This is a genomic window from Sorangium sp. So ce1153, assembly GCF_051521595.1.
In the GTDB taxonomy this organism is placed as follows: Bacteria; Myxococcota_A; Polyangia; order Polyangiales; family Polyangiaceae; genus Sorangium.
This window is the reverse complement of sequence record NZ_CP150361.1, coordinates 4,251,281-4,274,921: the sequence shown is the minus strand read 5'-3', so window position 1 is coordinate 4,274,921 and position 23,641 is coordinate 4,251,281. Positions and strand designations below refer to the sequence as shown.

Below are 23,641 nucleotides of genomic sequence, written 5' to 3'. Positions count from 1 at the left end.
CGCGGCGTGACGACGCCAGCGCGCCCGCGCTCGTCGGCGTCCTCCTCTTCCTCCTTCCCGCGCGCGAGCCGCATCCGCAAGCGGGCCGATTTCGTCCGCATCCAGAACGGCGGGCACCGCGTCTCCACCCGCCATCTGCTCGTCCTCGTCGCCGCCCCCGCCGCCGCGCAGCATCGCGGCGGGGCCGCGCGCCGCGGCGAGACAGGCGCGGCGCTCGCCCCGCCGAGGGCGCCTCGGCTGGGCCTCGTCGCCTCGCGCAAGGTCGGCGGCGCGGTGGAGCGCAACCGCGCGAAGCGCCTGCTCAGGGAGGCTTTCCGGAGGTTCCCGGAGCTCTTCCCGGAGCGCGTCGACGTCGTGGTGATCCTGCGCACAGGCGCTGGCTCGCTCGGCCTCGAGGACGTCCTCGCGGAGCTGCGCAGCGTGGTCCCGGTGCTCCGCCGCCGGGCGCGGGACGCGCTCGCCGTCGCGCGCGCCCCCGCGGAAGACCCCGCCGCCACGCCCGGCGCGCAAGACGCGGAAGAACCGCCGGCGCGATGATGATGCGGCGTGGCCTTGCGCCGTGGAGCGCCGAGCCCCAAGCTCCCTGCTCTTCCACGGGTCACCGCATGCTGGCGAAGCTCCTCCTCGCGCTGATCCGCGTCTATCAGGTGACGCTCTCCAGGCTCATCGTGGCGTTGATGGGGCCGGTCTGTCGGTTCGAGCCTTCCTGCTCGCGCTACGCCGCAGCCTGCATCCAGGGACATGGAGCGCTCCGGGGGAGCTTGCTTTCGCTGAAGCGACTGTGTAGGTGTCACCCGTTTCATCCGGGCGGGTTCGACCCTCCTCCTCCACCGCGTCTTCACCGCGCTGCGGCGGCTCAGATGCCGCCGCAACCGGACGCTGATCGGCGGGACGCGGCACGCTGTTCGTCTGCTGGCACGGAGCTCGCCTCGCACGCCTCGCCTCCCCGGCGAGCGGGCTTCAGCGGCCAGGTCAAGCTCATGGACTGATCCCGCTCGACCGTCGACACGGCCCCGGCGGCGCGGCTCCCCACACGCCACGGAGCGAAGCCCATCCGGAGCGACCCTGGGCAGCCTCATGAGGTGTCACGAGGCTCCAGCAGCGAAGGGCGCGGGTCGAGATCCTGGGACCGACGAAGGACTTCATGGAACGCAGCAATATCGCCAAATGGCTGTTCCTCGGCCTCGCCATCATCCTGTTCATCCAGTACGGCAAGCCGCTCCTCTTCGGCAACGCCGCGGAGCAGCTCCAGCCGCTCGACGTCAACGACAGCACGGCCCCCGCCGAGCGCGCCCCCGCCGAGGCCTGCGTGATCGACGGACCCCGCTTCAAGGCGGAGCTGTCCACGCGGGGCGGGTCGCTGCGGCACCTCTGGATGACCGACCCGAAGTACACGACCGGCGACGGCGAGCGCAGGCCGATGGATCTGGTCACGACCTCGCTCGAGTCGCGGATGCCCCTCCGGACGGACCTGCACCTGCCCGGCGGCAACGCGCCGCAGGTGCCGTTCGATGACCTCGACTGGAAGCTCTCGGCGCAGGACGGCAAGAGCTGCACCTTCACGTACACCGACGAGGCGACGAGGCTCACCAAGGTCGTCGCCGCGACCGGGCGCCCCTTCGAGCTCTCGCTGCAGGTGACGGTCGAGAACCTCGCCCAGGATCCGCGCAAGCACCGGTTCGCCGTCGAGCAGACCGCGTGGCGAACGCAGAAGGAAACCGAGGGCCACCTGGGCCTGATCTCGGAGTGGATCACCGAGACGGTCGCCGCGACCGACCAGAAGACCGAGCGCCAGCACCCCGACGCCTTCGAGCCGGGCGACTTCAAGGACAAGGAGTTCACCCCCGAGCGCTGGCGGCGCACGCCGGGCAACGGGCGGTTCGCCGCGGTCTCCAGCAGCTACTTCAGCAAGATCGCGATCCCGCTGGAGGGGCCCGGGCAGCCGGTGGCCGAGACGCAGATCGAGGAGATCTGGGACACGTCGCGGTTCCCGCAGAAGTCGAAGGACCCGAGCCACGGGCACGTCTACCGCGCGCGGCTCGCCTATCCGGAGCACGAGCTCGCGCCAGGCGGAGCGGTGACCTACAAGGTCCTCTCCTTCACCGGGCCGAAGGAGCGCGACCTGCTCGCCGCCGTGGACCACGGGGCGAGCGAGGTGATCAACCTCGGCTGGTTCTCGCCGATCGCGAAGCTCCTCGTCTCGTACCTCTATGTCCTCCACCGCGCCGTGGGCAGCTGGGGCTGGTCGATCGTCCTGCTCACCATCACCGTCCGGCTCCTGCTGTTCCCGCTGAGCATCCAGCAGATCAAGAGCGCCGCGGCGATGCGCAAGCTCAAGCCGGAGATGGATGAGCTCAACGCGAGGTACAAGGACGACGCCACCCAGCGCGGCCTCGCGATGCAGGAGCTCTGGCGCAAGAACAAGGTCGCGAACCCGGTCATCGGCTGCTTCCCGATGCTGCTCCAGATGCCGGTGTGGTTCGCCCTCTACACCGCGCTCCAGACCGCGGTGGAGCTCTACCACACCCCGTTCGGCCCCGTGATCCCGGACCTGTCGGCCCCGGGGAAGTACTTCATCATCCCCGCGGTGCTCGGCGCGTCGAGCTTCATCCAGCAGAAGATCATGCCCCCTCAGGGCGACCCGGCGCAGCAAAAGATGATGCTCTACCTGATGCCCGGCATCTTCACCGCGATGATGCTCTTCCTCCCGGCCGGCCTCGGCGTTTACATGCTGACGAACACCTGGCTCGGCATCGGGCAGCAGGTGCTCGTCGAGCGGTACCTGAAGGCGAAGAACGACCGGGCCGCCGGCATCCAGGTGCGAGAGGTCGCGAGCGCGGAGCCCCAATCCGCGATGAAGAAGACTCCCGGCGACGACGACAAGTCGGCGCCTGCTCTCGGAAAGGGAAAAGCACGTGTCCGTGGATAGTGAAGCTGCCGAAAGGGGAATCGACGCGGCGGACGTCGATGTCGATGCGGAGGCGCAGGGCGCTGGCGATGCGGCCGAGTTCGAGGAGGACGGGCGCGCCGACATCGCGCTCGACTTCGTCATCGACGTGCTCGCGGCGATGGGCATGGACTGCACCGTCGATCTCCTCGAGAACGAAGAGGAGGATCCGCCCGAGGAGATCCGCCTCGAGATCGAGGGGAAGGACGCGGGGCGCGTGATCGGCAAGAAGGGGCAGACGCTCTCGGCGCTGCAGTTCCTCGCCAACCGCGTGATCAACCGCCCGGGCAAGAAGCGGCGCCACGTGATCATCGACGCCGAGGGTTACCGGCAGCGCCGCGAGGACACGCTCTCTTCCATGGCGCGCAGGCTGGGCAAGCAGGCGGTCGAGGAGGGCAAGATCATCACCTTCGAGCCGATGAACCCGCAGGACCGCCGCGTCGTCCACCTGGCCCTGGCCAAGTTCCCCGGCGTCGTCACGAAGAGCGACGGCGAGGGAGAGGCCCGCCGCGTCCAGATCATCCCCGTCCGCCGCTGAGCCAGAGCGCGCGTCCGCGCCGTTGCCAGCGTTGACACCCGATCGCCCGCATGCATAATGCCGCACCTCTCCGGTACCCCCCGGGGAGGTGCGTGAGCCTGCGCTCGCGCCCGTGCTCCCGGAACCGCAACCGGGCAGCATCTGCGTTCACTGCGTGAAGCACCGGGCCGCGCGCGGCCTCCGCTCCGCCGGACGCAGTTCATGAACGGCGGCGGCCCTGCCCCCTTGAGCAGGGGACCGCGAAGACGGATCCCCGACCCTTTGAAGGATTGACCGACCATGCAGACCTCGAACATCCTCGCGAAGATCGAAGCTCCCCTGTTCCGCGAGGGGATCCCGGATTTCCGGGTCGGCGACACGGTGCGCGTCCACTACAAGATCGTCGAGGGCGAGAAGGAGCGCATCCAGGTGTTCCAGGGCGTCGTGCTGAAGCGGCACCGCGCCGGGGCCCGGAGCACCTTCACCGTGCGCAAGGTGAGCTTCACGGTCGGTGTCGAGCGCATCTTCCTCCTCCACAGCCCCCGCATCGACAAGGTCGAGATCGTCTCGCGCGGCGTGGTCCGCCGCTCGCGGCTGTTCTACCTGCGCAACCTCGCAGGCAAGGCCGCCCGCGTTCGCGACGCAAAGGACTGATCCGCGCCGGCCGGGCATGCCCGGCCCGCATCCAGAGCGCACGCAGATCAGGCCGCCAGCTGGGCAGCGGTGCTGCTTGTGTCGAGCGCGCGTCGAGCGCGCGCTCAGCGTCCCTGGCGCAGCGCAGGAGCCTCTGCGCGCCGGACGGCGACGCGCGCACGCGCGCGAGCGGCCTTGTCAATCGGCAGCAAGGATTCCCGCATACTTCTTCTTGATCCTCGGCCGAGCGCCCACGGTATGCTCGCGGCGGCGGCGCCCCAGCGCCGCGAAACCCGAGAAGGATCACCATGCTCTGTCCGCGTTGCGGTGCGCCCGCGACCCCCGCCGATAAATTCTGCGCTGTGTGCGCCTCGCCGCTCGCCCCGTCCGGGCCTGGAGCGTTCGGAGCGCCGCCTCCGCCGCCGCCTCCGCCGCCTCCGTTTCCTACCCCGGGCTTCGGCTCGCCCCCTGAGCCCCCTCCGAACTATGGCTCGCCGAGCGGCGGTTTTGGTCCGCCCCCGCCGGCGCCCTTCGGGGCTCCTCCGCCTGCGCCTCCCGGCTTCGGGCCGCCGCCCGAGGGCGTCGGTTCCAGCTTCGGTCCGCCGCCGCCCTTCGGGTCGCAGCCCGGCGGCTACGGGGCGCCCCAGCCGCCCCCTCCGATGCCGCTGAAGCCGCCGCCTTTCCCGCCAGAGCCGCCGGTGTTCGGCGCGCCCGGAGGCGGCTATGGCCCGGCCCCGAGCTTCCCGGAGCAGCAGCAGGGCGGCTACCCCGGGCCCCCCCGGCCGGGCTTCGGTCCGCCCCCGCAGCAGCAGGGCGCGCGCTGCGTGCAGGGGCACGCGATCCCGGCGGGCGGCTCCTTCTGCATGGAGGGGGGTCACCCGATCGCCCTCGACGGCATCCAGATGAGCGGGGACCCGTTCAACCAGACGGCGTACCCGCCCAACCAGCCGGGCCCTTCGGCGCCGCCGCCCGTGGGCCAGATGGGTGGCCAGATGGGTGGACAGATGGGGGGGATGGGCGGAATCGGCACGTACGGCGAGCCCCCGCCGCCGCCGCCCCACCAGGGCATGCCCCTGCCGGCGCCGCCGCCGCCGCCGCCGCAGTACATCTCCGGGCCCCCGGTCCAGCACCAGCCGACCCCGGCGCCGCGGGGGCAGGAGAGCCGCCGCACCCTGGCGGGCTTCCTCGTGAGCTTCCAGGACGACGCGCTCGGGAGGTTCTGGCCGCTCTGGCAGGGCAAGAACGTCATCGGCCGCGCCGAGACAGGGCAGAAGGTCGACATCGAGATCGCTCACGGGACGACCTCGACGCACCACGCGACGATCGAGATCGACGCCGGGCGGCTCGTCCTCGCCGACCTCGGCTCCACCAACGGCACGTTCCACAACGAAGAGGCGATCGGCTTCCAGGGCCGGCGCGAGCTGCGCGATGGCGACAAGATCCGCTTCGGCGGCTTCAGCGTCATCCTGTTCAGCGTGGCCGCGCGGGCCTGACGTGCACAGCGCACGAGGAGAGCCGTTGCCAAGCCCGGCCCCCTTCCCCCGCGACGTTCGACCGGCACCTGGCGCCCCGGCCAGGCTGCGTGAAAACCAACCGGATAGCCGCCGCCAGCGCGCGGCGGCCGCCCCGCTCGCGCGGGGAGCGCTCCTCTGCTCCCTCGCGCTCGCTGGAGATCCCCACGCATGACTCCCTCTCATGACGCGACCCGCCCGATCCACTCAATGAGCGCCTCCGCATGTCTCGGGAGGCGCGGGGGCAGAGCCCGGCTCTGCGCCCCGCTCCTCGCGCTCGCGGCCGCCGTCCTCGCGCTCGTCGCCGGACAGCCCCGCGCCGAGGCCGCCCCCGAAGCGCACCTGCTCCGCGTCGACCCGCGCGCGAGCACCGTGGACGGCTCGCCCGTGCTCACGACCGTGCTCGAGGTGGTGCAGAACAAACGCCTGAGCGACATCACCCGCACGTGCGCCGCGCTCACGGGCGACGCGAACCTCGACTGCATCGCCGACGCCATCGAGCAGCCGTCGGCGCTCTACTCGTCCTTCGATTTCCCGGACAAGAACGCGATCTTCTCCGTCACGGTCGACGGGACGGACCTGCCGGCGAAGTTCGAGTCGAAGGCGCGGTGGGGCGACAGCGCCGGCCAGCCGGGCGTCGGGACGGCGTGGCTCATCCTGATCGACGCCGCGTCGAGCATGGGCACACGCTTCGACGAGGCGAAGGCGGTCGCGAGCGCGTTCGTGAACGCGATGCAGCCGAACGACATCGTCGACGTGATGTTCTTCAACGACCGCGGCGTCGTCGAGGACTCGAAGTGGGTGAGCAACAAGCAGACGGCGGCGCAGACCATCGCCGGCGCCGCGCGCACCTACCCGACCCAGGGCCGCACCCGCCCGCTCTTCACGATCATCAAGAACGCCGCGACCGACGCGTTCAAGGAGCTCGGCAACGCCGGCCAGGGGGTGCCGGTGCCGATGCACCAGGCGATGGTGGTCCTCTCGAACGGCTCCGCGGGCGCGGACCCGAGCTCGACCGCCGCGGCGTCGAACCTCCTCCGGGACTACCTGACCAAGGGGCGGTTCCCCGAGAACAACGACGTCCTGCCGAAGACGCCGGTGCCCGTCGTCTCGATCTGGTTCCCGAGCAAGCTCGTCGAGGAGTTCTCGGCGAACGCGCGCGAGTTCATGGAGGGGATGGCGAACACCGAGATCGGCGGCTTCTTCAGCGTGGTGCGCGACGGCCAGCAGCGGCGCGCGGCCAACATCGTCAACGCGATCCGCACCCGCTTCAACAAGATGCACATCGTGAAGTGGCGGGTGTCTTGCGTCGCGCCGAGCATCACGCAGACCTTCAAGCTCGCCTTCATCAACACCGATCCGCCGATCGCCGGCGACGCCACGTTCCAGAACGTCCCCGTCGGCATCGATCCCACCGCGTGGCCGCTCGACATCGACCGGGACGCGACCGATCGCGCCGCGAAGAAGTCGCCGATCTACCCCGGCAGCACGGTCAAGATCTTCGGCAACTTCTGCTGGGGCGGCAACGCGCAGCGGGCCGAGATCTACATGGTCCCGAAGAACCAGGCGGCGCCGCAGTCGCTGCAGGGCGGGAACATCGAGGACGCGAAGAAGGCCCAGCGGACGCTGATCGAGGGCGGGATGCGCGGCAAGGCGATCTCGGCCGGCGACAGCGTCGTCGAGTTCGAGCTGCCGGACACGGACAAGTTCCTCGTGGGCAAGGGCGACCAGATGACGGCGCGCCTCATCGTCTATGACAACCAGGCGCGGCGGACGAGCGCGGTCACGGCCGACAAGATCCTCACGCTGAAGGCGAAGGAGGCGCCGCTGCCGTACCTGCTCATCGGCGGCGTGACCTTCGGCGGCGTCGTCATCGTGCTGCTGCTCGTGTCGATCTTCCGCGGCGGCGGCGGCAAGCGCCGCGGCGCCGTCGCGGCGGCGCCCCCGAGGCCGATCGTGGCGGGCGGCGGGCCGCCGGCGCCGCCGTACGCGCCGGCGCCGCCTCCCCCGGGCGACTTCGGGTACGGGGGCGGGCCGATGATGGGGGCTCCCCCGGGCGGGGCCAGCCGGGCGACGCTCTCGGGGCCGTCGGGTATCTACACCGTGCACCCGGGCGCCGAGGTGCGCGCCGGCCGCGACGGCGCCACGTGCCTGATCGCGCTCTCGGAGCCGCGCGTGTCCGGCACCCACGCGAGCCTTAAGCTCGAGGCCGGCCAGCTGTTCGTGCGGGACGAGGGGTCCAACAACGGGACCTACGTGAACGGCCAGCGCATCGCGGCGTCCATGTGGACGCCGGTGCCGCCCGGGGCGTCCTTGCGGTTCGGCCCCGTCGAGTTCAGCGTCCGTTTGGAGTAGCGTGTCCGAGGCCTGGCCTCACGCCCCGAGCGACGCTCCCCCATGATGCCCCCGACCGAGTCCTCCCTGCACCTCAAGATCGAGTTCGCCCAGGCCAGCGATGCGGGTCGGGATCCGAACAAGCAGGTCAACGAGGATGCGTGCGGTTACGCCGAGACCAAGTTCGGTCACCTCTGCGTCCTGTGCGACGGCATGGGCGGACACTACGGGGGCAGCGAGGCGAGCCGCACCGCCATCAAGACCATCTTCGAGGCGATCGAGCAGACGCCGGCCACCGTGGACCCGAGGGCGGCGCTCAAGGCCGCGATCGAGGAAGCGGGGCGCCGCGTCTACCAGCTGGGCGGGCCGGCGGACAACCGCGTCCGACCCGGCTCGACCGTCGTCGCGATGATCCTCCACGACGCCGGCGTCGACATCGCGCACGTCGGCGACAGCCGCGCGTACGTGATCAGGAGCCACCAGATCTATCCCCTCACGCGCGACCACTCGATGGTGCAGGGGATGGTCGACGCGGGCATGATCACGGAGGCCCAGGCGATCGGCCACCCCGACGCGAACAAGATCACGCGCGCCCTCGGGATGAAGCCGGAGGTGGAGGTCGAGGTCCGCCCCGAGCCGATGGAGCTGTACCCGGGGGACGTGCTGATCCAGTCGAGCGACGGCCTCACCGACCTCGTGCTCAGCGGGGACATCCTCGGGTGCACGCGGCAGGCGCTCGCGTCAGGCCCGGTCGAGCACGCGTGCAGGATGCTCGTGCAGCTCGCGAACCACCGCGGCGGTCACGACAACATCACCGTCCAGATGGTCCGGGTCCTCGAGACGGGCAGCCGCTCGCTGACGATCGCGCAGGGGCCGCCCGGAGCCGGCAGCGCGGGCGCGGACGAGCCGCGCGCGTCGAATCCTCAAGAGACCGTGGCGATGACCCGGCCCGAGGAGGCGTCGAGCGGCCAGCAGAGCCCCGCGGATTCGCCGCCCACCAGCAGCGCGCCGGCGCTGCGCCCGACGCCCGCCAGCAGCGCGACCACCCTGGTCCCGACCGGAGCCGACAGCGCGCCGGCGCCGCGCCCGGCGCCCGCCAGCAACGCGACAACCGTGGTCCCGACCGGCGTCGACAGCACGCTCGCGCCGGCGGCGGCGCGCGCCGCGGCACCGGCGGCGGCGGCCAGCAGCGCGCCGCTCCAGCGCCCGACGGTCACCGACGGCGCGCCCGCCGCGGGACCGGCGGCGGCCAGCAGCGCGCCGCTCCTGCGTCCGACGGTCACCAGCGGCGCGCCCAGCGTGGTCCAGACAGTGACGGACAGCCTGGCTGGCGTGGTCCAGACAGTCACCGACAACCTGCCCCCCGTCGCCCCGGCGACCGCGGGCAGCACGCCGCTGCCGCGTCCGATGACGATCGACAGCGAATCCGCCATGGTGCCGACGGTCACGGACAACCTGCCCCCCGTCGCCCCGCCAGCTGCCATCGGCGCGCCGCCCCTGCGCCCGACCGCCGTCGACAGCGCGCCTGCCGTGAGCCCGACAGCCATGGACACCGCATCGGCGCTGCCCCCGACCGTGCCGCCGGTGCCTCGCCTGAGCGCGCCTGACGCGCCCGCGGTGCTGTCCCCCCTTCCCCTGAGCGCCCCCGCCCCCGCGCCGTCGATGGCGCAGGGCGCACCGCCGGGCGCGCCGCCTCACCCCGGTTCCTTCGGCGCGCCGCCTCCTCCTGGCGCCGCCTACGGCGTGCCGCCTCACCCCGGTTCCTTCGGCGCGCCGCCTCCTCCTGGCGCCGCCTACGGCGTGCCGCCTCACCCTGGAGCTGCCCACGGCGCGCCGAATCACCCGGGCGCCTTCGGCGCGCCGCCTCAACCGGGAGCTGCCCACGGCGCGCCGCCCGCTCCGGGCGCCGCCTTCGGGGCGTCGCCTCACGCCGGCGCCCCCTACGGCGCGCCGCCTCACCCGGGCGCCTTCGGCGCGCCGCCGCCGCCTCACCCGGGTTCCTTCGGCGCGCCGCCTCACGCCGGCGCCCCCTACGGCGCGCCGCCTCACCCGGGCGCCTTCGGCGCGCCGCCTCCCCCTGGCGCCGCCTTCGGCCCGCCGCCTCACCCGATCGCCCAGGACGCTCCCCCGGCCTCCGTCGCGTTCGCGGAGCACCGCGCCGCAGCCCCGGGCAGCGCCCTCGCCGGCGCCCCGCACCACCACCTCGCGCCCGCGCCGCACGCTCACGGCTACGCCGCGGCCGCGCCGGGCTTCTCCGGCCCCATGTCGTCGCCCGCAGCGTCGAGCGTCCCGACCACCGTGCGCACCCCGCGCGGCGTCTACATCGCCGCGATCGCCGCGGCCTCGGCCTTGATCGTCGCGCTGCTCGCCGTCCTGCTCTGGAAGCTCACCGGCGACTGAGCGCGAAGGCGGAGAGACGCCCCCACGCACATCCATGCGACCGACGACTCAAGAGGAGCGCTGGGCGACGATCTCGGCCGTGAAATGCAATTGAAGAAGGACCAGATTCCGGATTAGCCTAGCTCTCCGGAGGTTCCTCCATGCCTGGAGACCAAGAGCTCGAGTACGGAAACGACATGGACGGCACACCCGCCGACATGGAAGACGAGCCCGAGTCGCTCCGCCGGCCCTCCCTCGAGGAGACCCGCGCCGGCTTCATGCTCCTCGATCTCTGATGCGCTGAGCCAACCGGCTCCCGCCCGTCACGAAGCTCCGGTCTGACGCTCTGTTCGCCCAGCAGGCGAAAGCCTCCCGTCGTCGCCGCGCCGCGCGCAACGCGGCCGCCGCTCGCCTCCCTCCCGCGCGCGCGAACAGCGCGGCTCCATCGCCTACCCGCGCGCAACGCGCCTCTTTCCTTGCTCTCCCCCACCGCCTGTGGTGAAACGCGGCCCGAATGATCCCGGGGCTAGGCAAACAAAGCATCACGATCGGCAGCGCCCCCACCTGCGACGTGGTGCTCGTCGCTCCCGGCGTCCTGCCCGAGCACGCGCGCATCATCAACCAGGGTGGCGGCAAGCTGCTCTTCGCCTGCGGACAGGGGCCCGCGTCGGCGAACGGACGGGCGCTCGCGCCGGGAGAGCAGCTCCCGTTCGACTTCCGCACCCAGTTCGTCGTCGCGCAGACGCCGGTCCCGCTCAACCATCCGGCCATCACGCTGATGCTCGCGTCGCCCGGCACGCTCGCGCCCGCGCCCGGCCAGGTCGTGATCGGGCGAGACCCCGCGCGCGCCTCCCTGGTGCTCCAGCACCCGAGCGTCTCGAGCCAGCACGCGACCGTCACGCTCGATCGCATGATGGTCATCGACCACAACTCGACGAGCGGCACGTACGTGAGCGCGCAGCGCATCGCGCCCGGCACGCCGACGCCCATCGATCCGCAAGGCGCGGTCGCCTTCGGGCCCGTCCCGGTCCAGGTCAGCCTGCTCATCCAGCTCGCCCAGGCGGCCCGCATGTCGGCGCTGCCCGGCGCCATGCCCGCCGGGAGCGCCCTGCCGCCGCAGCCCGGCGGCAGCTACGCGCCGCCGCCGCAGCCCGCGCACGCCGCCGGCTACGCGCAGCCGCAGCAGCCCGCCGCCGGCGGCTACGCGCCGCCGCAGCCCGCGCACGCCGCGTCGGCGCTGCCCGCCGCGGGCGCGCCCGGCAAGAAGAACAAGACGGTCCTCGGCCAGCTCGACTTCTCCGGCGGTGGGTCGAACGTCAAGAAGATCGGGCGCACGCCCGACAACGACATCGTGCTCGCGCACCCCCAGGTGTCGAGCCACCACGCCCTCCTGCACTCGATCAACGGGCAGCTCTACGTCGAGGACCGCGGCAGCGCCAACGGGACCTACGTCCGCGGCAACCGCATCGCGCCCGGCCAGAAGATCGCCGTGCAGAGCGGCGAGAAGATCTACATCGGGCCCATGCCCCTCCAGATCGAGATGGGGGGCGCGGGCGCCGTCGAGGTCGTCCAGGAGGAGTACTCCGCCGATCGGTGGGCAGGGCGCCCGCTCTACGAGATCGAGGCGTGGAGCCTCTCCCTCCAGGTCCCCGACCGGGACAACCCCCAGGAGCAGAAGACGCTCCTCGACAACGTGTCGTTCAAGGCGCTGCCGGGCGACATGATCGCGCTCATGGGGCCGTCGGGCGCCGGCAAGACGACGCTCCTGCTCACCCTGAACGGCTACCTGCCGCCCACGAGCGGCGTCGTCCGCATCAACGGCGAGGACCTCTACAACATCTACGACACGCTCCGCGGGTCCATCGGCTACGTGCCGCAGGACGATCTCGTCCACCCGGAGCTCACCGTCTTCGAGGCCGTCCGCTACAGCGCGAAGTTCCGCCTGCCGCCCGACTACACCGAGGCCGAGATCGACGCGCGCGTCGAGCAGACCATCAAGGACCTCGGCCTCGAGGGCGTCAAGAACCTCCAGATCGGCAAGCCCGAGAACAAGATCCTCTCGGGCGGGCAGCGCAAGCGCGTCAACATCGCGCTCGAGCTCGTCACCGACCCCGTCATCCTCTTCCTCGACGAGCCGACCTCGGGCCTCGCCGCCGACGACACGACCGCGCTGATCACCTTGCTGCACGACCTCACGAAGGCGACCGGCAAGACGATCATCATGACGATCCACCAGCCGGCGAAGGACGAGTTCGAGAAGTTCAGCCACGCGCTCATCCTCGGCTACGGCGGCATCCCGACGTTCTTCGGGCCGACCAGGCCCGACGCCTACCGCTTCTTCGGCAGCTGGAAGGAGCGGCACGGCCAGCCCAACGACGTCGACAACCCGCGCGACATGTTCGAGATGCTCGCGCTCCGGGAGCGGCCGATCTTCGAGCAGCTCCGCGCGCGGGACCCGAACGTGTCCCGCAGCGAGGCCCGGAAGCTCGCGGCCATCGAGTGGCGCAAGGAGTTCTTCTCCGACGCCAACCCGACGTACAGGCGCATGTACTCCGGCCGGCGGGAGATCGGCACCGGGCAGGGGCAGCGCGGCATCCCGGCCGGGCGCGCCACGACCAGTGGGCAGCTCCGCCTGCTCCTGTCGCGCTACTTCAAGGTGAAGAAGCGCGACATCGCCGGCACCCTGATCATGCTCCTCCAGGCCCCGATCATCGGCATCCTGCTCGCGATCGTCTTCGGCGGGCAGGAGAAGGCGATCCCGGCCTGGTGCCTCGGCGCCCTCCAGGAGCTCGGGCGCCGCGCCGGGGGCGCGGACCAGAGCACCGACATCCTCAAGGGCATGGAGGTCACCACCGATCACACGGCGGCGATCTTCTTCCTCGTCGTCGCCGCGGTCTGGTTCGGCACCTCGAACGCGGCGCGCGAGATCGTCAGCGAGCGGGCCATCTACCTCCGCGAGCGCATGGTCAACCTGGGGCTCGTCAACTACGTGCTCTCCAAGTACCTGCTGCTCGCCGGGTTCTGCCTCGTCCAGTGCACCATCCTGCTCGCGATCGTGTTCTTCGCCCTCGGCTTCCACGGCGGCGCGCAGGCGTTCGCCATGCAGCTCGCCGCGCTGACCGCGACCTCGCTCAGCGCCGTCGCGCTGGGGCTCCTCCTCTCCACGGTGGTCGCCTCGTCCGAGGCGGCGATGGCGCTCACGCCGATCGCGCTCATCCCCCAAGTCGTCCTCGGCGGGCTCATGGTGCCGATGACGACGGTGCCGCACCTCCGGCCGCTCATGTACATCATCCCCGCGCGCTGGGGCTTCGAGGGGGCGATCGCGCCGGAGCGGCTCGCGACCGCGGAGGACCCGGCCTGGGTCATCGATCTGCACCGCACCGACACGAGCGCCGCGGACTTCATCGAGGCCGGCAAGTTCAAGTGCGCCATCGCGCAGATGGCGGCCGACAACTACGCGGGCGCGTGGGGCTTCACCACGTACGACCAGACCTGGATGCCGTACGCGGTGCTCTCCGGGATGACGCTCCTCATCCTCGTCACGCTCTGCGCGGTCCTGAAGCGGCGCGACCCGGTGTGACCTCGAGATGACGCAGGAGCCCGCGCCCATCAGCGCCGGAGGCCGCGCCGGAGGCCCGCTCCCGCGCCGCTCCCGGACACCGCGCGCCGCCGCGCTGGCGGCCCTGCTGCTCGCCGCGCTCCCGCCCTCCCCGGCGGGGGCGCAGCAGCAGCAGCAGCAAGGCCAGGGGTCGCCGCAGGCGCCCGCGGAGCCGCCGAGCGTGCCGCGGGGCGAGGGCGGCGCGATCGTCACGCCCGCCGCGCCCCCGGTCGCGCCCGCAGGGCAGGCGACGCCGCCGCGGGCGCTCAACTACACGCCGCCGGAGTACCCGCCCGAGGCCGAGAAGAAGGGGCTCCAGGGGACGGTGACCCTGGAGCTCGACATCGACCGCAACGGGCGCGTGAAGCAGGCCGTCGTCATCGAGAGCGCCGGCGACGGGTTCGACGAGTCCGCCGTCGCCGCGGCCCGGAAGCTCGAGTTCGAGCCCGCGCGCCGCGCCGACGGCACCCCGGCCGCGGCGCGCATCCGGTACCGCTACACGTTCACGCTGAAGACCGCCGCGCCGCCGCCCGCGGCCCCGGGCGAGCTCGCGCCGATCGCCGACAACCTCCGCGGCACCGTGCTCGCGAGCGGCGGCGACGTCCCGCTCGCGGGCGCCACGGTCTCCGTCGCGCCCCTCGCCGGCGGCGCGGCGGCCGCCGCGCCGCCGGAGGTCACCACCGACGAGAGCGGCGGCTTCGTCTTCCTCAACCTGGCGCCAGGGCGCTACCAGGTCACCGTCGCGGCGCCCGGGTTCGAGCCGCTCTCCGTCGAGGAGGAGGTCGCCGCCGGCGAGCAGATCGAGGTGAAGTACCGGCTCCTGCCGAGCGGCGAGGGCCTCGAGGTCACGGTCCGCGGCGACCGCCCGCCGCGCGAGGTCACGAAGCGCACGCTCGAGCAGCGCGAGATCAACCGCATCCCCGGCACGAACGGCGACGCGCTGCGCTCGCTCCAGAACCTGCCGGGCGTGGCGCGCCCGCCCGCCATCGCCGGCCTGCTGATCGTCCGCGGCGCCGGCCCGCAGGACACGCAGACCTTCGTCGACGGCACGCAGGTGCCGCTCATCTACCACTTCGGCGGCCTCTCCTCGGTCGTGCCGACCGAGATGCTGGAGAAGATCGACTTCTACCCCGGCAACTTCAGCGCCAAGTACGGCCGCGTGCAGGGCGGCATCGTCGACGTGGCCCTGCGCTCGCCCAAGGAGGACGGCAAGCTCCACGGCCTCGCGCAGATGGACCTCATCGACGCGCGCGTCCTGCTCGAGGGGCCGGTGCCGTTCCTCGAGAACACCCGCTTCATGGTCGCGGGCCGCCGGAGCTACATCGGCGAGTCGTTCGGCCCGGTGCTCGAGGCCGCGGGCGCGGGGGTCACCCAGGCGCCCGTCTATTACGACTACCAGGTCCTCCTCGAGACGGAGCCGACGCCCTCGTCGCGCGTCCGCCTCACGTTCTTCGGCTCGGACGACGCGCTCGAGCTGCTCCTCAGCGATCCGCAGCCGAACGAGCCAGCGCTCTCCGGCAACGTCGGGCTGCACACCGCCTTTCAGCGCCTGCAGCTCCGCTACGACCACGAGCTCACCGACAGGGACCGGCTCGACGGCGTGCTCGCGATCGCGCGCGACGACGCCGACTTCGGGATCGGGCCGATCTACTTCCAGCTCGATCTGAAGACGCTCTCCGGCCGCCTCGAGTACGCGCGGCGGGTGGCGAAGGGCGTGGTCTTCAACGCCGGGCTCGACGTCTTCGCCGGCCTCTACGAGGTGAACCTCCGCGCCCCCGGGCCGAACCGCCCCGGCGAGCCGCCGAACCAGCCGTTCTCGACGCGCACCCTCCAGGAGGTCTCGCGCGACGGCGACTTCTTCTACCCCGCGGCGTACGCCGAGCTCGAGCTCGCCCCGAGCGCCCGCGCGAAGATCGTCCCCGGACTGCGCCTCGACTACCAGGACCTGAACCAGCAGGCGACCGTGAGCCCGCGCGTCAACGGGCGCGTCGACGTGGTCCAGGGGTTCCCGCGGACGACGGTGAAGGGCGGCGTCGGCGTGTTCCACCAGCCGCCGCAGTTCCAGGAGGTGATCCCGCCGCTCGGCAACCCGGGCCTGAAGTCGACCCGCGCGCTGCACTACGCGCTCGGCGTCGAGCAGGAGGTGACCCGGAACATCGAGGCGTCGGCCGAGGGGTTCTACAAGCAGCTCGACGAGCTCGTCGTCGGCGTGAACCGGCCCGGCTCGATCCAGCTCGACTACCAGAACGTCGGCTCCGGCAGGGTCGTCGGGGGAGAGTTCCTGCTCAAGTACAAGCCCGACGACCGCTTCTTCGGCTGGGCTGCGTACACGCTGTCCCGCAGCACGCGGGTGCCTGGGCCCGGCGAGGCGGAGCGGCTCGTCCCGTTCGATCAGACCCACATCCTGACGGTGCTCGGCAGCTACCGCCTCGGCGACGGCTGGGAGTTCGGCGCCCGGTTCCGCCTCGTCTCCGGCAACCTGGTCACCCCCAACGTGTGCAACGTGAACGAGCTGAGCTGCGATCCGTACCGCACCAACGCGCTCTTCTACGCGCCCACCGGGACCTATACGCCCATCCCCTTCTCCACGCCGAACAGCGAGCGGCTCCCGCCGTTCCATCAGCTGGATCTGCGCCTGGACAAGACGTGGAAGTTCCCGCGCTGGCGGCTCTCGGCCTACCTCGACGTGCAGAACGTCTACAACAACGCGAACAGCGAGGCAGTTCAGTACAATTACAACTATACATCCCGGCAGTACGTCACGGGGCTGCCGATCTTGCCGAGCTTCGGGCTGCGAGGAGAGTTCTGAGATGCGATCGACGCGGGCGATGAGCGGCGCGGGCGGCGCGGTGGAGCGCGCCGGCGCAGATCGCGGGCGCAGGTGGCGGCGCGCGCTGCTCGCGACGCTCGCGCTGGGAGCGGTCGCCGCGCCGGCGATCTCCTCGGGGTGCGTCGCCGGCTTCGACCCGCCGAGCCTCGTCAACGGGCTCCGCGTCTTCGCGGTGGTCGCCGACAGGCCCTACGCCAACCCCGGCGAGCAGGTCACCTTCCAGATCCACTACCAGGACGGGCTCGGCGGCGCAGAGGGCGGGACCCGGCCGGTGAACGTCTACTGGTTCGGCGGGTGCGAGAACCCGGTCGGGGACGACTACTACGGCTGTTACCCGCAGTTCGAGAAGCTCGCCGCGGCGCTCAGGACCTGGAAGCCAGGGGACCCGCTGCCCGAGGTCGACGGCATGTCCGCCAACTTCGGCGACACGTACACGGTCACGATCGGGGACGACATTCTCGACGGCCGCGTGCCTCCGGTCTCGGGACCGGCCTACGGGAGCGCCTACGTCTTCTTCGTCGCCTGCACCGGGACGCTCGGCGAGGTGAAGGACCAGGGCACCGGGCGCGCCGGGACCTTCCCCGTCGGCTGCTTCGACGCCGACAAACGCCGGCTCGGCCCCGACAGCTTCGTCGCGGGCTACACGCAGGTCTACGTCTTCGGCGACGGACGCGTGAACGCGAACCCCGCGATGCAGGGGCTCACCCTCGACGGCGCGCCGCTGCCGGAGGACTTCGCCGACATCCCGACCGTCCCCCCTTGCACCGTGGGCAAGGAGGAGCGGCGCGAGGTCGGGTGCAGCGCGGAGGACCCGTTCGTCGAGTGCACCGCGTATGACCTCGACGCGCTCATCGACGCGAGCGTGGCGGAGCCCGATCCGGACGCGCAGCAGCAGGCGCTGAAGGAGATCGTCTGGATCGACTACTTCGCCGACCTCGGGGATCTCGACCGGGGCATCAAGCTCGTGAGCGACGCGGCCAAGGGCTACCTCGGCGACCACGCGGTGAACTGGATCCCGCCGGCGGAGCCGGGCATCGCCACGCTCACCGCGGTCCTGCGCGACACGCGCGGCGGCTCGTCGGTCGTGCAGCGCCGCGTCCGCGTGAAGTGACGGCGGCGCGTCGGCGGCGCGCGGCGGCGCGTCGGCGGCGCGCGGCGGCGTGCGCCGCCGACGCGGAGGCCGCCGCCCGCCGCAGCGTCAGCCGCAGCCGGCTTCCATCTGCGCGAGCTGGTCGATGAGCTGCTCCGGGTCGCGCGCGGCGCAGAGGGCGTCGGCGGCGTTGTGGCTGGCGAGCCTGGCCACCTGCGCGAGCAGCTCGAGGTGCGCGCGGCCGCCCTCGCCGCAGATGAGGACCACGAGCAGCCGGAGCGGGGCGCCGCCCGGCGTCGGCACCGCGAGCGGATCGGCCAGCGTCGCGAGCACGGCCGCCTGGCAGGAGCCGGGGACGATCGCGTGCGGGACCGCGACGCCGTTGCCGAGCGCGGTGGGCGACTCGCGCTCGCGCCGCAGGAGCTCCTGGGCGAGCGCGCTCGCCGACAGCGCGCCGCACTTGGGGACGAGCCGGGAGGCGGCGACGTCGATGACGTCCTCGATGTGCGCGCACGAGAGCTGCAGGACGATGCGCTCGGGCGTGAGCAGCTCGCTGAGCCGCCGCGCGGGCGCCACGCCGAAGGGCGCGCTCACCGGGAACTCCGCGTCGATGAACGCCTTGACGCGCGCGAGCTGAGGGCCGCTCAGGTTGCGGCGCGCGAGCTCGAGGAAGAGCGCGTTCGCCGCCGGGACGCGCTCGAGGTAGCGGGAGACGAGCGGCTCGACCTGGTGGCCGAGCTCCAGGAGCACCGCCGGAGGGAGCTCGAGCGCGCCCGCGATCGCCGTGAGCCGGTCGGGCGTGGGGATGGCGTCGTGCCCGTGCTCGACGCGGCTCAGGTAGGCGCTGGAGACGCCGATGCGGTGCGCGAGGGCGCGCAGGCTCAGGCCCGCCTCGACGCGGAGGAGCCGCAGCGCGGCGCCGAACTCGGCGAGCGCGCGCGCCCGCGCGGCGCTGTCGGCGTCGGAGAGCGCTGGCATGGGTCAGGTGCGATCGGGCCCGGCCGTGAGCGCGGTCGAGAGCATCGGCTGGGAAGGCGCCGGCGCCTGGGCGGGCACCGCCGCGGGCTCGTAGCGGCGCACGACGAGCAGCGACGTCGGGCACCCCTGGATGATGTGCTCGGCGCGGATGCCGAACCGGCGCTGCGCGAGGCCCCACTCGGACCCGACGCCGACGAGGACGAGATCGTAGCCGTGCTTCGCCTCCTCCAGCGCCGCGTCGGCGGGCGAGTCGTGCTCGACCACCTTGAGCGTCACCTTGGACTTGCGCAGCGCGCCGTCCTCCTGGCCCTCGAACACCTCGTCGACCATCTCCTGCGCGCCGAGCGCGTCGTCGGACCGGCGCTTCGGGTTGACCACGTGGAGGATGGTGACGTCGGCGCCGACCTGCTGCGCCAGCCGGCGCGCCAGCGCGAGCGCCGCCTTGTCGTGGGCCGTGCCGTGGAACGGCACGAGCAGCTTGCGAATCGCCGCGAGCCCGCGATCGATGAGCACGCCGACGTCGGTGCGGGCGCCGCGCATGACCTCGTAGACCGTGCCGCCGAGCACGGTCTGGCTGAGCAGCGGCTTGTGCCAGCCGACCAGCACGAGGTCGGCCTGCTTCACGTCCGCGACGTTGCAGATGTCGTGGCTCGGCTTGGGCGAGACGAAGGACAGCGAGCGGACCTCGACGTCGAGCTCCTTGGCCCGCGACAGGAGCGGCGAGAGCGCGGCCGCCCCCTGCCGCTCGGGCCCCTGGTCCATGTGGAACGAGCCGCGGTCGGTCGGCGGGATGAGGCGCAGCGCGTAGAGGCGCCTCGCCTCGGAGCTGCGGCCGGCGAGCGCGCTCGCGAGCGTCACCATGCCGGGGCCGGTGCGCTCGTAGGAGACGCACATGAGCACCGTGAACACGCCCGCCGCGGCCGGCAGGGGCGTCCGGTCGGGGACGTCGGCGAGCTCCTTGGCCAGCTCCTCCGGCGGGTAGATCCAGCGCAGGAGCGGCGAGGTCATGAAGGTGGTGACCAGCGCCATGAGCACCATCATCGTGAACAGCTTGGGCGAGATGATGCCCAGATCGAGCCCGAGGTTGAGGACGATGAGCTCCATCAGCCCGCGGGTGTTCATGAGGATGCCGATCGCGCTGGCCTCGCGCCACTTGAGGCCCGTGATGCGGGCGGCCACGGCGCTGCCGCCGAACTTGCCCGCGCAGGCGACCACGATGATGAGCCCGCACATCACCCAGCCGTCGGCCGAGTTGAGCAGCCCGATGTGGGTGCGCAGGCCGCTGAAGGCGAAGAAGAGCGGGAGCAGGAAGACGACCGCGAAGTCCTCGAGCTTCTCGGCCAGGCTCTGCGCGAAGCCGGTGCCCTTCGGCATGATCGCGCCCAGCATGAAGGCCCCGAACAGCGGGTGGATGCCGATCATCTCGGTCGTCCAGCTCGACACGATGAGCAGGAGCAGCGTGATGGCGACGAGGTCCTGCGAGAGCCCTTCCTTGCTGGCGCCGCGCTCGCCGAGCCGGGCCAGGAACGGCCGGACCAGGAACATCATGCCGGCGATGTAGGCGAGGGCGAAGAACGTGGTCCACACGGCGCCCACGAGCCCGGTGGAGCGCGCGATCGAGACGACGAAGGCGAGGATGCACCAGGCGGTCACGTCGTCGACGGCGGCGCACGTGATCGTGAGGGCGCCGACCTTCGTGCCCAGCAGGCGCTTGTCGGTGAGGATGCGCGCGAGCACGGGGAAGGCCGTGATGCTCATCGCCACGCCCATGAAGAGCGTGAACGACGAGAACGGCACCGAGCTGTCGGAGAGCCGCGGGTACAGGTACAGCGAGAGGAGGCCGCCCAGCGCGAACGGCACGACGATGCTCGTGTGGCTGATGAGGACGGAGGCGTGGCCGCGCCCGCGCAGGAGCTTCGGATCGAGCTCCAGCCCGATGAGGAACATGAAGACGATGAGCCCTACCTCGCTCACCAGCTTCAGGAGCGGCAGCGACTCCTGCGCGAACAGGGCCGCCGACGTGTCGGGAAAGAGCCAGCCGAACAGCGACGGGCCGAGCAGGATGCCCGCCGTGACCTCGGCGATGACCATCGGCTGCTCCAGCTTGCGGGCGACCAGGCCCACGAGCCGCGCGCAGGCGATGATCAGGAACGCCTGGATGAGGAAGCGAGTCAGCGGATTGTGGATCAGGTTCTCCATGGAGCGCGCTCCCTCCTGGTAAGTGTTAAGTTATCGCTTATCAGCGGCCCGTCTGGGCTGTCAACAAAGGATGCGGGGCGTCAATGCGAGCGGGCGCACCGAAGGATGAGACCGGTGCGAGCGCGCGAGAGTGTGTCGTGGAGGCGCGCGCCGCGGACGCATGTGGGCCGGTGAAGGCACGTCAGCCGCACCCCCGCGGCCGTGCAGCCGTGGCACAGAGAAGACAACCGGACGGACTCTGCTGTCAACGATGGCGCGCGAGCGTCCCTGAAGCGGCGCGGCGCCCTGGCGCGGGCGGCGGCGCCTACCAGTCGGCCGGCATGTAGTCCTTGAGGAACTGGCCGTGCACGTGCTGGCCGCTCAGCAGCCCGGAGAAGATCGGGTCGCAGATGCGGGCGGCGCCGTCGACGATGTCGAGCGGCGGGTGAAAGCCGTGCTCCTCGAGCTTGCGGGCGGCGAGCGCCGCGGGGTCCTCGTCCGTGACCCACCCGGTGTCGACGCTGTTCATGAAGATGCCGTCCTTCGCGTAGTCGGGCGCGGAGGTGCGCGTCATCATGTTGAGGGCGGCCTTCGCCATGTTGGTGTGAGGGTGCCTGTCCGTCTTGTACCGGCGGTAGAACTGCCCCTCCATCGCCGACACGTTGACGATGTGCCTGTCGAAGGTGGGCTGTCGCAGCATGAGCGGCTTCAGCCGGGAATTGAGCACGAAGGGGGCGACCGCGTTGACGAGCTGGACCTCGAGCATCTCGGCGGTCGGGACCTCGGCGAGGGTCAATCGCCAGCTGTTGATCGCCCGGAGATCGACCTGCTGGAGGTCGGGGTCGTAACGGCCCTTGGGGAAGAGCACGTCGTCGAGGGGCTCGTCCCCGGGGCCGGGGATCTGGGAGAGCAGCGCGGGCTCGCGGAGGCCGGCGGAGGGGTCGCCGCCGGCGACGAGGGGGAGCGCGCCGCGCGCGCGGAGCGCGTCGTACTCCTGGAGCGGCGGCCGCGCGGCCTCCGGGAGGGCGTGGACGGGCGCGGTCTCGCCCTCGATCAGGTGACCGTAGAAGCCCGGCGGGCGCCGCACGGTCTGGCAGGCGTTGTTGATGATGAAGTCGAGGCGGTCGAGCGTGCGGAGGAGGTGGCGCGTGAAGCGCTCGACGCTCGGCGTGTGGCGGAGGTCGAGCCCATAGATGGAGAGGCGCGAGCCCCAGCCGTCGAAGTCGCGCTCGGCCGAGAAGCGGCGGGAGGCGTCGTGCGGAAAACGGGTCGTGACGATCACCCGCGCGCCGGCGCGGAGCAGCATGATCGCGGCCTGATAGCCGATCTTGACCCGGGCGCCGGTGACCAGCGCGACGCGGCCGCCCAGCGGCGCCGTCTGGCTGCGCTTCGCGAAGTTGAAGTCGCCGCAGGGGCCGCACATCGCATCGTAGAAGAAGTGCACCCTGCGGAACTCGGCCTTGCAGACATAGCACTTGCGCGGCTTCGCGAGCTCCGGCGCGCCGCGGTCGCTCGGCGGCGCGGGCTCGGTGGCGGCGGGCTCGGTGGCGGCGGGCTCGGTGGCGGCGGGCTCGGTGGCGGCAGGCGAGGAGGGGGAACCCAGCGCGCGCGGGGGAGCCAGCGCGAGGGCGTCCGGCGTCCGGAACACGGGCTCACGGCGGGCGACGCGGATGCCGACCGCGTCGAGGAGCGCGGTGTCAGCGGACCTCTGCGCGCGCCGGTCGCTCTTGCGGAACGCCCTGGCGAGCTCCCGCTGCTCGGCGCGCTCGGGGCGCGAGACGCGGCCGGCGGCGAGGAGGAGACGGCGGCGATCCTCGGCGCTGATCGAGGCGAGCTGCGCGCGGTCGTCGACCAGGGACTCGAGCACCCTCAGGCACGCGTCGAGATCGGCGGGGGTGAACGGCCGGCCTGCACCGGCAGCTTCGCTCTCGGAGCTCATCGAAGCGGCGGTGCATAGCACGCGGGCGCGCAGGAGCGAACCGGGGGCCACGGCGGCCAGCGAAGGTGCGGACGGCCCGCGAGCCCGTGGAAGGGTGAGGCGCGCGGAGGATCAGCGCTGATACGGGCAGGGCTTGCCGTCCGCGCCCGTCTCGGCGGGCGCGCCCGAGGCATCGAGGGTCAGCGTGGTCGGGAACGGCTGGCCGCCCGGCCCCTGCGACGCCTCGGCCACCGACAGCGAGACGGCGTCGCCGGAGCGCTTGAACCCCCCCTTGCGGTGGATGATGCCCGACCAGATGCACGCCACCCGCGGCGGACAGGGAGAGACGCGATCTTCCGCGGCGAAGCTGCCGCCCTTCGCGAAGGAGAGCACGCGCTCGTATTTGCGCGGGGCGCACGCGGCGGATCTCCAGGTGCCGAGCAGCGCCTCCTCGCCGGGCCCCGGGGTCGTCGTCGGCGCCGGCGTCGTCGACGCGGAGCCGGTCGGCGCCTGCGTCGGCGCAGAGCCGGTCGGCGCCTGCGTCGGCGCAGAGCCGGTCGGCGCCTGCGTCTCCGGCGGCCCGGAGGGCTCCACGGTCGAGGCCGGACGAGTCGGCTCGGGCGCTGGCTCTCGCGGCCCGTTTCCGGTGCATGCAGCGAGCCACGTGAGCAGCGCGACGAGGGGGAGCGTGGAGGTTCGCATCACGCGCGCTCATCCCATGTCGGCTC

15 protein-coding genes and 1 pseudogene are annotated in these 23,641 nt (G+C 72.1%); 12 read left to right on the top strand and 4 right to left on the bottom strand.

Annotated elements, in window-relative coordinates; translation table 11 throughout:
* Window positions 1-6 precede the first annotated feature (6 nt).
* The 12 genes and pseudogenes from rnpA (at window position 7) to WME85_RS15150 (ending at window position 17,860) form a co-directional block, all read left to right on the top strand.
* Complete coding sequence (gene rnpA / locus WME85_RS15205; RefSeq protein WP_437838938.1) at window positions 7-537, top strand: ribonuclease P protein component; 531 nt, start codon at window positions 7-9, stop codon at window positions 535-537.
* Window positions 538-605: 68 nt separating this feature from the next.
* A pseudogene (gene yidD, locus WME85_RS15200) lies at window positions 606-827 on the top strand (membrane protein insertion efficiency factor YidD); the annotation flags it as partial.
* A gap of 317 nt (window positions 828-1,144) precedes the next feature.
* A complete protein-coding gene (gene yidC / locus WME85_RS15195) occupies window positions 1,145-2,929 on the top strand; it encodes a membrane protein insertase YidC (protein ID WP_437838936.1) in 1,785 nt (594 codons plus the stop codon).
* The gene (locus WME85_RS15190; RefSeq protein ID WP_436617144.1) at window positions 2,922-3,485 is read left to right on the top strand and encodes a protein jag; all 564 of its coding nucleotides are present in this window, start codon (window positions 2,922-2,924) and stop codon (window positions 3,483-3,485) included. The genes yidC and WME85_RS15190 overlap by 8 nt, the downstream gene beginning before the upstream one ends.
* Before the next feature lie 279 nt (window positions 3,486-3,764).
* The gene (gene rplS / locus WME85_RS15185; protein WP_436617143.1) at window positions 3,765-4,118 is read left to right on the top strand and encodes a 50S ribosomal protein L19; all 354 of its coding nucleotides are present in this window, start codon (window positions 3,765-3,767) and stop codon (window positions 4,116-4,118) included.
* A gap of 287 nt (window positions 4,119-4,405) precedes the next feature.
* The gene (locus tag WME85_RS15180) at window positions 4,406-5,590 is read left to right on the top strand and encodes an FHA domain-containing protein (protein WP_437838934.1); all 1,185 of its coding nucleotides are present in this window, start codon (window positions 4,406-4,408) and stop codon (window positions 5,588-5,590) included.
* Window positions 5,591-5,818: 228 nt separating this feature from the next.
* Entirely contained in the window at window positions 5,819-7,963 is a 2,145-nt protein-coding gene (locus WME85_RS15175; RefSeq protein ID WP_437838932.1) for an FHA domain-containing protein, read from the top strand.
* Between the two features lie 42 nt (window positions 7,964-8,005).
* Window positions 8,006-10,342: a protein phosphatase 2C domain-containing protein gene (locus tag WME85_RS15170; protein ID WP_437838930.1), complete on the top strand. Its 2,337-nt coding sequence runs from the start codon at window positions 8,006-8,008 to the stop codon at window positions 10,340-10,342.
* A 140-nt stretch (window positions 10,343-10,482) separates the two neighbouring features.
* Window positions 10,483-10,617: a hypothetical protein gene (locus WME85_RS15165; RefSeq protein WP_437309815.1), complete on the top strand. Its 135-nt coding sequence runs from the start codon at window positions 10,483-10,485 to the stop codon at window positions 10,615-10,617.
* 218 nt (window positions 10,618-10,835) lie between these two features.
* Entirely contained in the window at window positions 10,836-13,901 is a 3,066-nt protein-coding gene (locus tag WME85_RS15160) for an FHA domain-containing protein (protein WP_437838928.1), read from the top strand.
* A gap of 7 nt (window positions 13,902-13,908) precedes the next feature.
* Window positions 13,909-16,728 (top strand): TonB-dependent receptor domain-containing protein, encoded by a 2,820-nt coding sequence (locus WME85_RS15155; protein ID WP_437838926.1) that lies wholly within the window; start codon window positions 13,909-13,911, stop codon window positions 16,726-16,728.
* Between the two features lies 1 nt (window position 16,729).
* Window positions 16,730-17,860 (top strand): hypothetical protein, encoded by a 1,131-nt coding sequence (locus tag WME85_RS15150; RefSeq protein WP_437838925.1) that lies wholly within the window; start codon window positions 16,730-16,732, stop codon window positions 17,858-17,860.
* Window positions 17,861-17,947: 87 nt separating this feature from the next.
* Here the strand turns inward: WME85_RS15150 and WME85_RS15145 are convergent, their stop codons facing one another.
* From WME85_RS15145 to WME85_RS15130, 4 genes are all read right to left on the bottom strand, one after another.
* A complete protein-coding gene (locus WME85_RS15145) occupies window positions 17,948-18,817 on the bottom strand; it encodes a PTS sugar transporter subunit IIA (RefSeq protein ID WP_437838923.1) in 870 nt (289 codons plus the stop codon).
* Window positions 18,818-18,820: 3 nt separating this feature from the next.
* Window positions 18,821-21,016: a cation:proton antiporter domain-containing protein gene (locus tag WME85_RS15140; RefSeq protein WP_437838921.1), complete on the bottom strand. Its 2,196-nt coding sequence runs from the start codon at window positions 21,014-21,016 to the stop codon at window positions 18,821-18,823.
* A gap of 304 nt (window positions 21,017-21,320) precedes the next feature.
* Complete coding sequence (locus WME85_RS15135) at window positions 21,321-22,934, bottom strand: SDR family NAD(P)-dependent oxidoreductase (RefSeq protein WP_437838919.1); 1,614 nt, start codon at window positions 22,932-22,934, stop codon at window positions 21,321-21,323.
* A 111-nt stretch (window positions 22,935-23,045) separates the two neighbouring features.
* A complete protein-coding gene (locus WME85_RS15130; RefSeq protein WP_437838917.1) occupies window positions 23,046-23,615 on the bottom strand; it encodes a hypothetical protein in 570 nt (189 codons plus the stop codon).
* Window positions 23,616-23,641: the final 26 nt, after the last annotated feature.

Bases quoted from the DNA above. Each gene is read 5' to 3' on its own strand.
- WME85_RS15165 (WP_437309815.1), top strand. From the start codon at position 10,483: ATGCCTGGAGACCAAGAGCTCGAGTACGGAAACGACATGGACGGCACA.
- rplS (WP_436617143.1), top strand. From the start codon at position 3,765: ATGCAGACCTCGAACATCCTCGCGAAGATCGAAGCTCCCCTGTTCCGC.
- WME85_RS15170 (WP_437838930.1), top strand. From the start codon at position 8,006: ATGATGCCCCCGACCGAGTCCTCCCTGCACCTCAAGATCGAGTTCGCC.
- WME85_RS15145 (WP_437838923.1), bottom strand. From the start codon at position 18,817: ATGCCAGCGCTCTCCGACGCCGACAGCGCCGCGCGGGCGCGCGCGCTC.
- WME85_RS15150 (WP_437838925.1), top strand. From the start codon at position 16,730: ATGCGATCGACGCGGGCGATGAGCGGCGCGGGCGGCGCGGTGGAGCGC.
- WME85_RS15130 (WP_437838917.1), bottom strand. From the start codon at position 23,615: ATGCGAACCTCCACGCTCCCCCTCGTCGCGCTGCTCACGTGGCTCGCT.
- WME85_RS15160 (WP_437838928.1), top strand. From the start codon at position 10,836: ATGATCCCGGGGCTAGGCAAACAAAGCATCACGATCGGCAGCGCCCCC.
- WME85_RS15180 (WP_437838934.1), top strand. From the start codon at position 4,406: ATGCTCTGTCCGCGTTGCGGTGCGCCCGCGACCCCCGCCGATAAATTC.
- WME85_RS15155 (WP_437838926.1), top strand. From the start codon at position 13,909: ATGACGCAGGAGCCCGCGCCCATCAGCGCCGGAGGCCGCGCCGGAGGC.
- yidC (WP_437838936.1), top strand. From the start codon at position 1,145: ATGGAACGCAGCAATATCGCCAAATGGCTGTTCCTCGGCCTCGCCATC.
- WME85_RS15135 (WP_437838919.1), bottom strand. From the start codon at position 22,934: ATGAGCTCCGAGAGCGAAGCTGCCGGTGCAGGCCGGCCGTTCACCCCC.
- WME85_RS15140 (WP_437838921.1), bottom strand. From the start codon at position 21,016: ATGGAGAACCTGATCCACAATCCGCTGACTCGCTTCCTCATCCAGGCG.
- WME85_RS15175 (WP_437838932.1), top strand. From the start codon at position 5,819: ATGAGCGCCTCCGCATGTCTCGGGAGGCGCGGGGGCAGAGCCCGGCTC.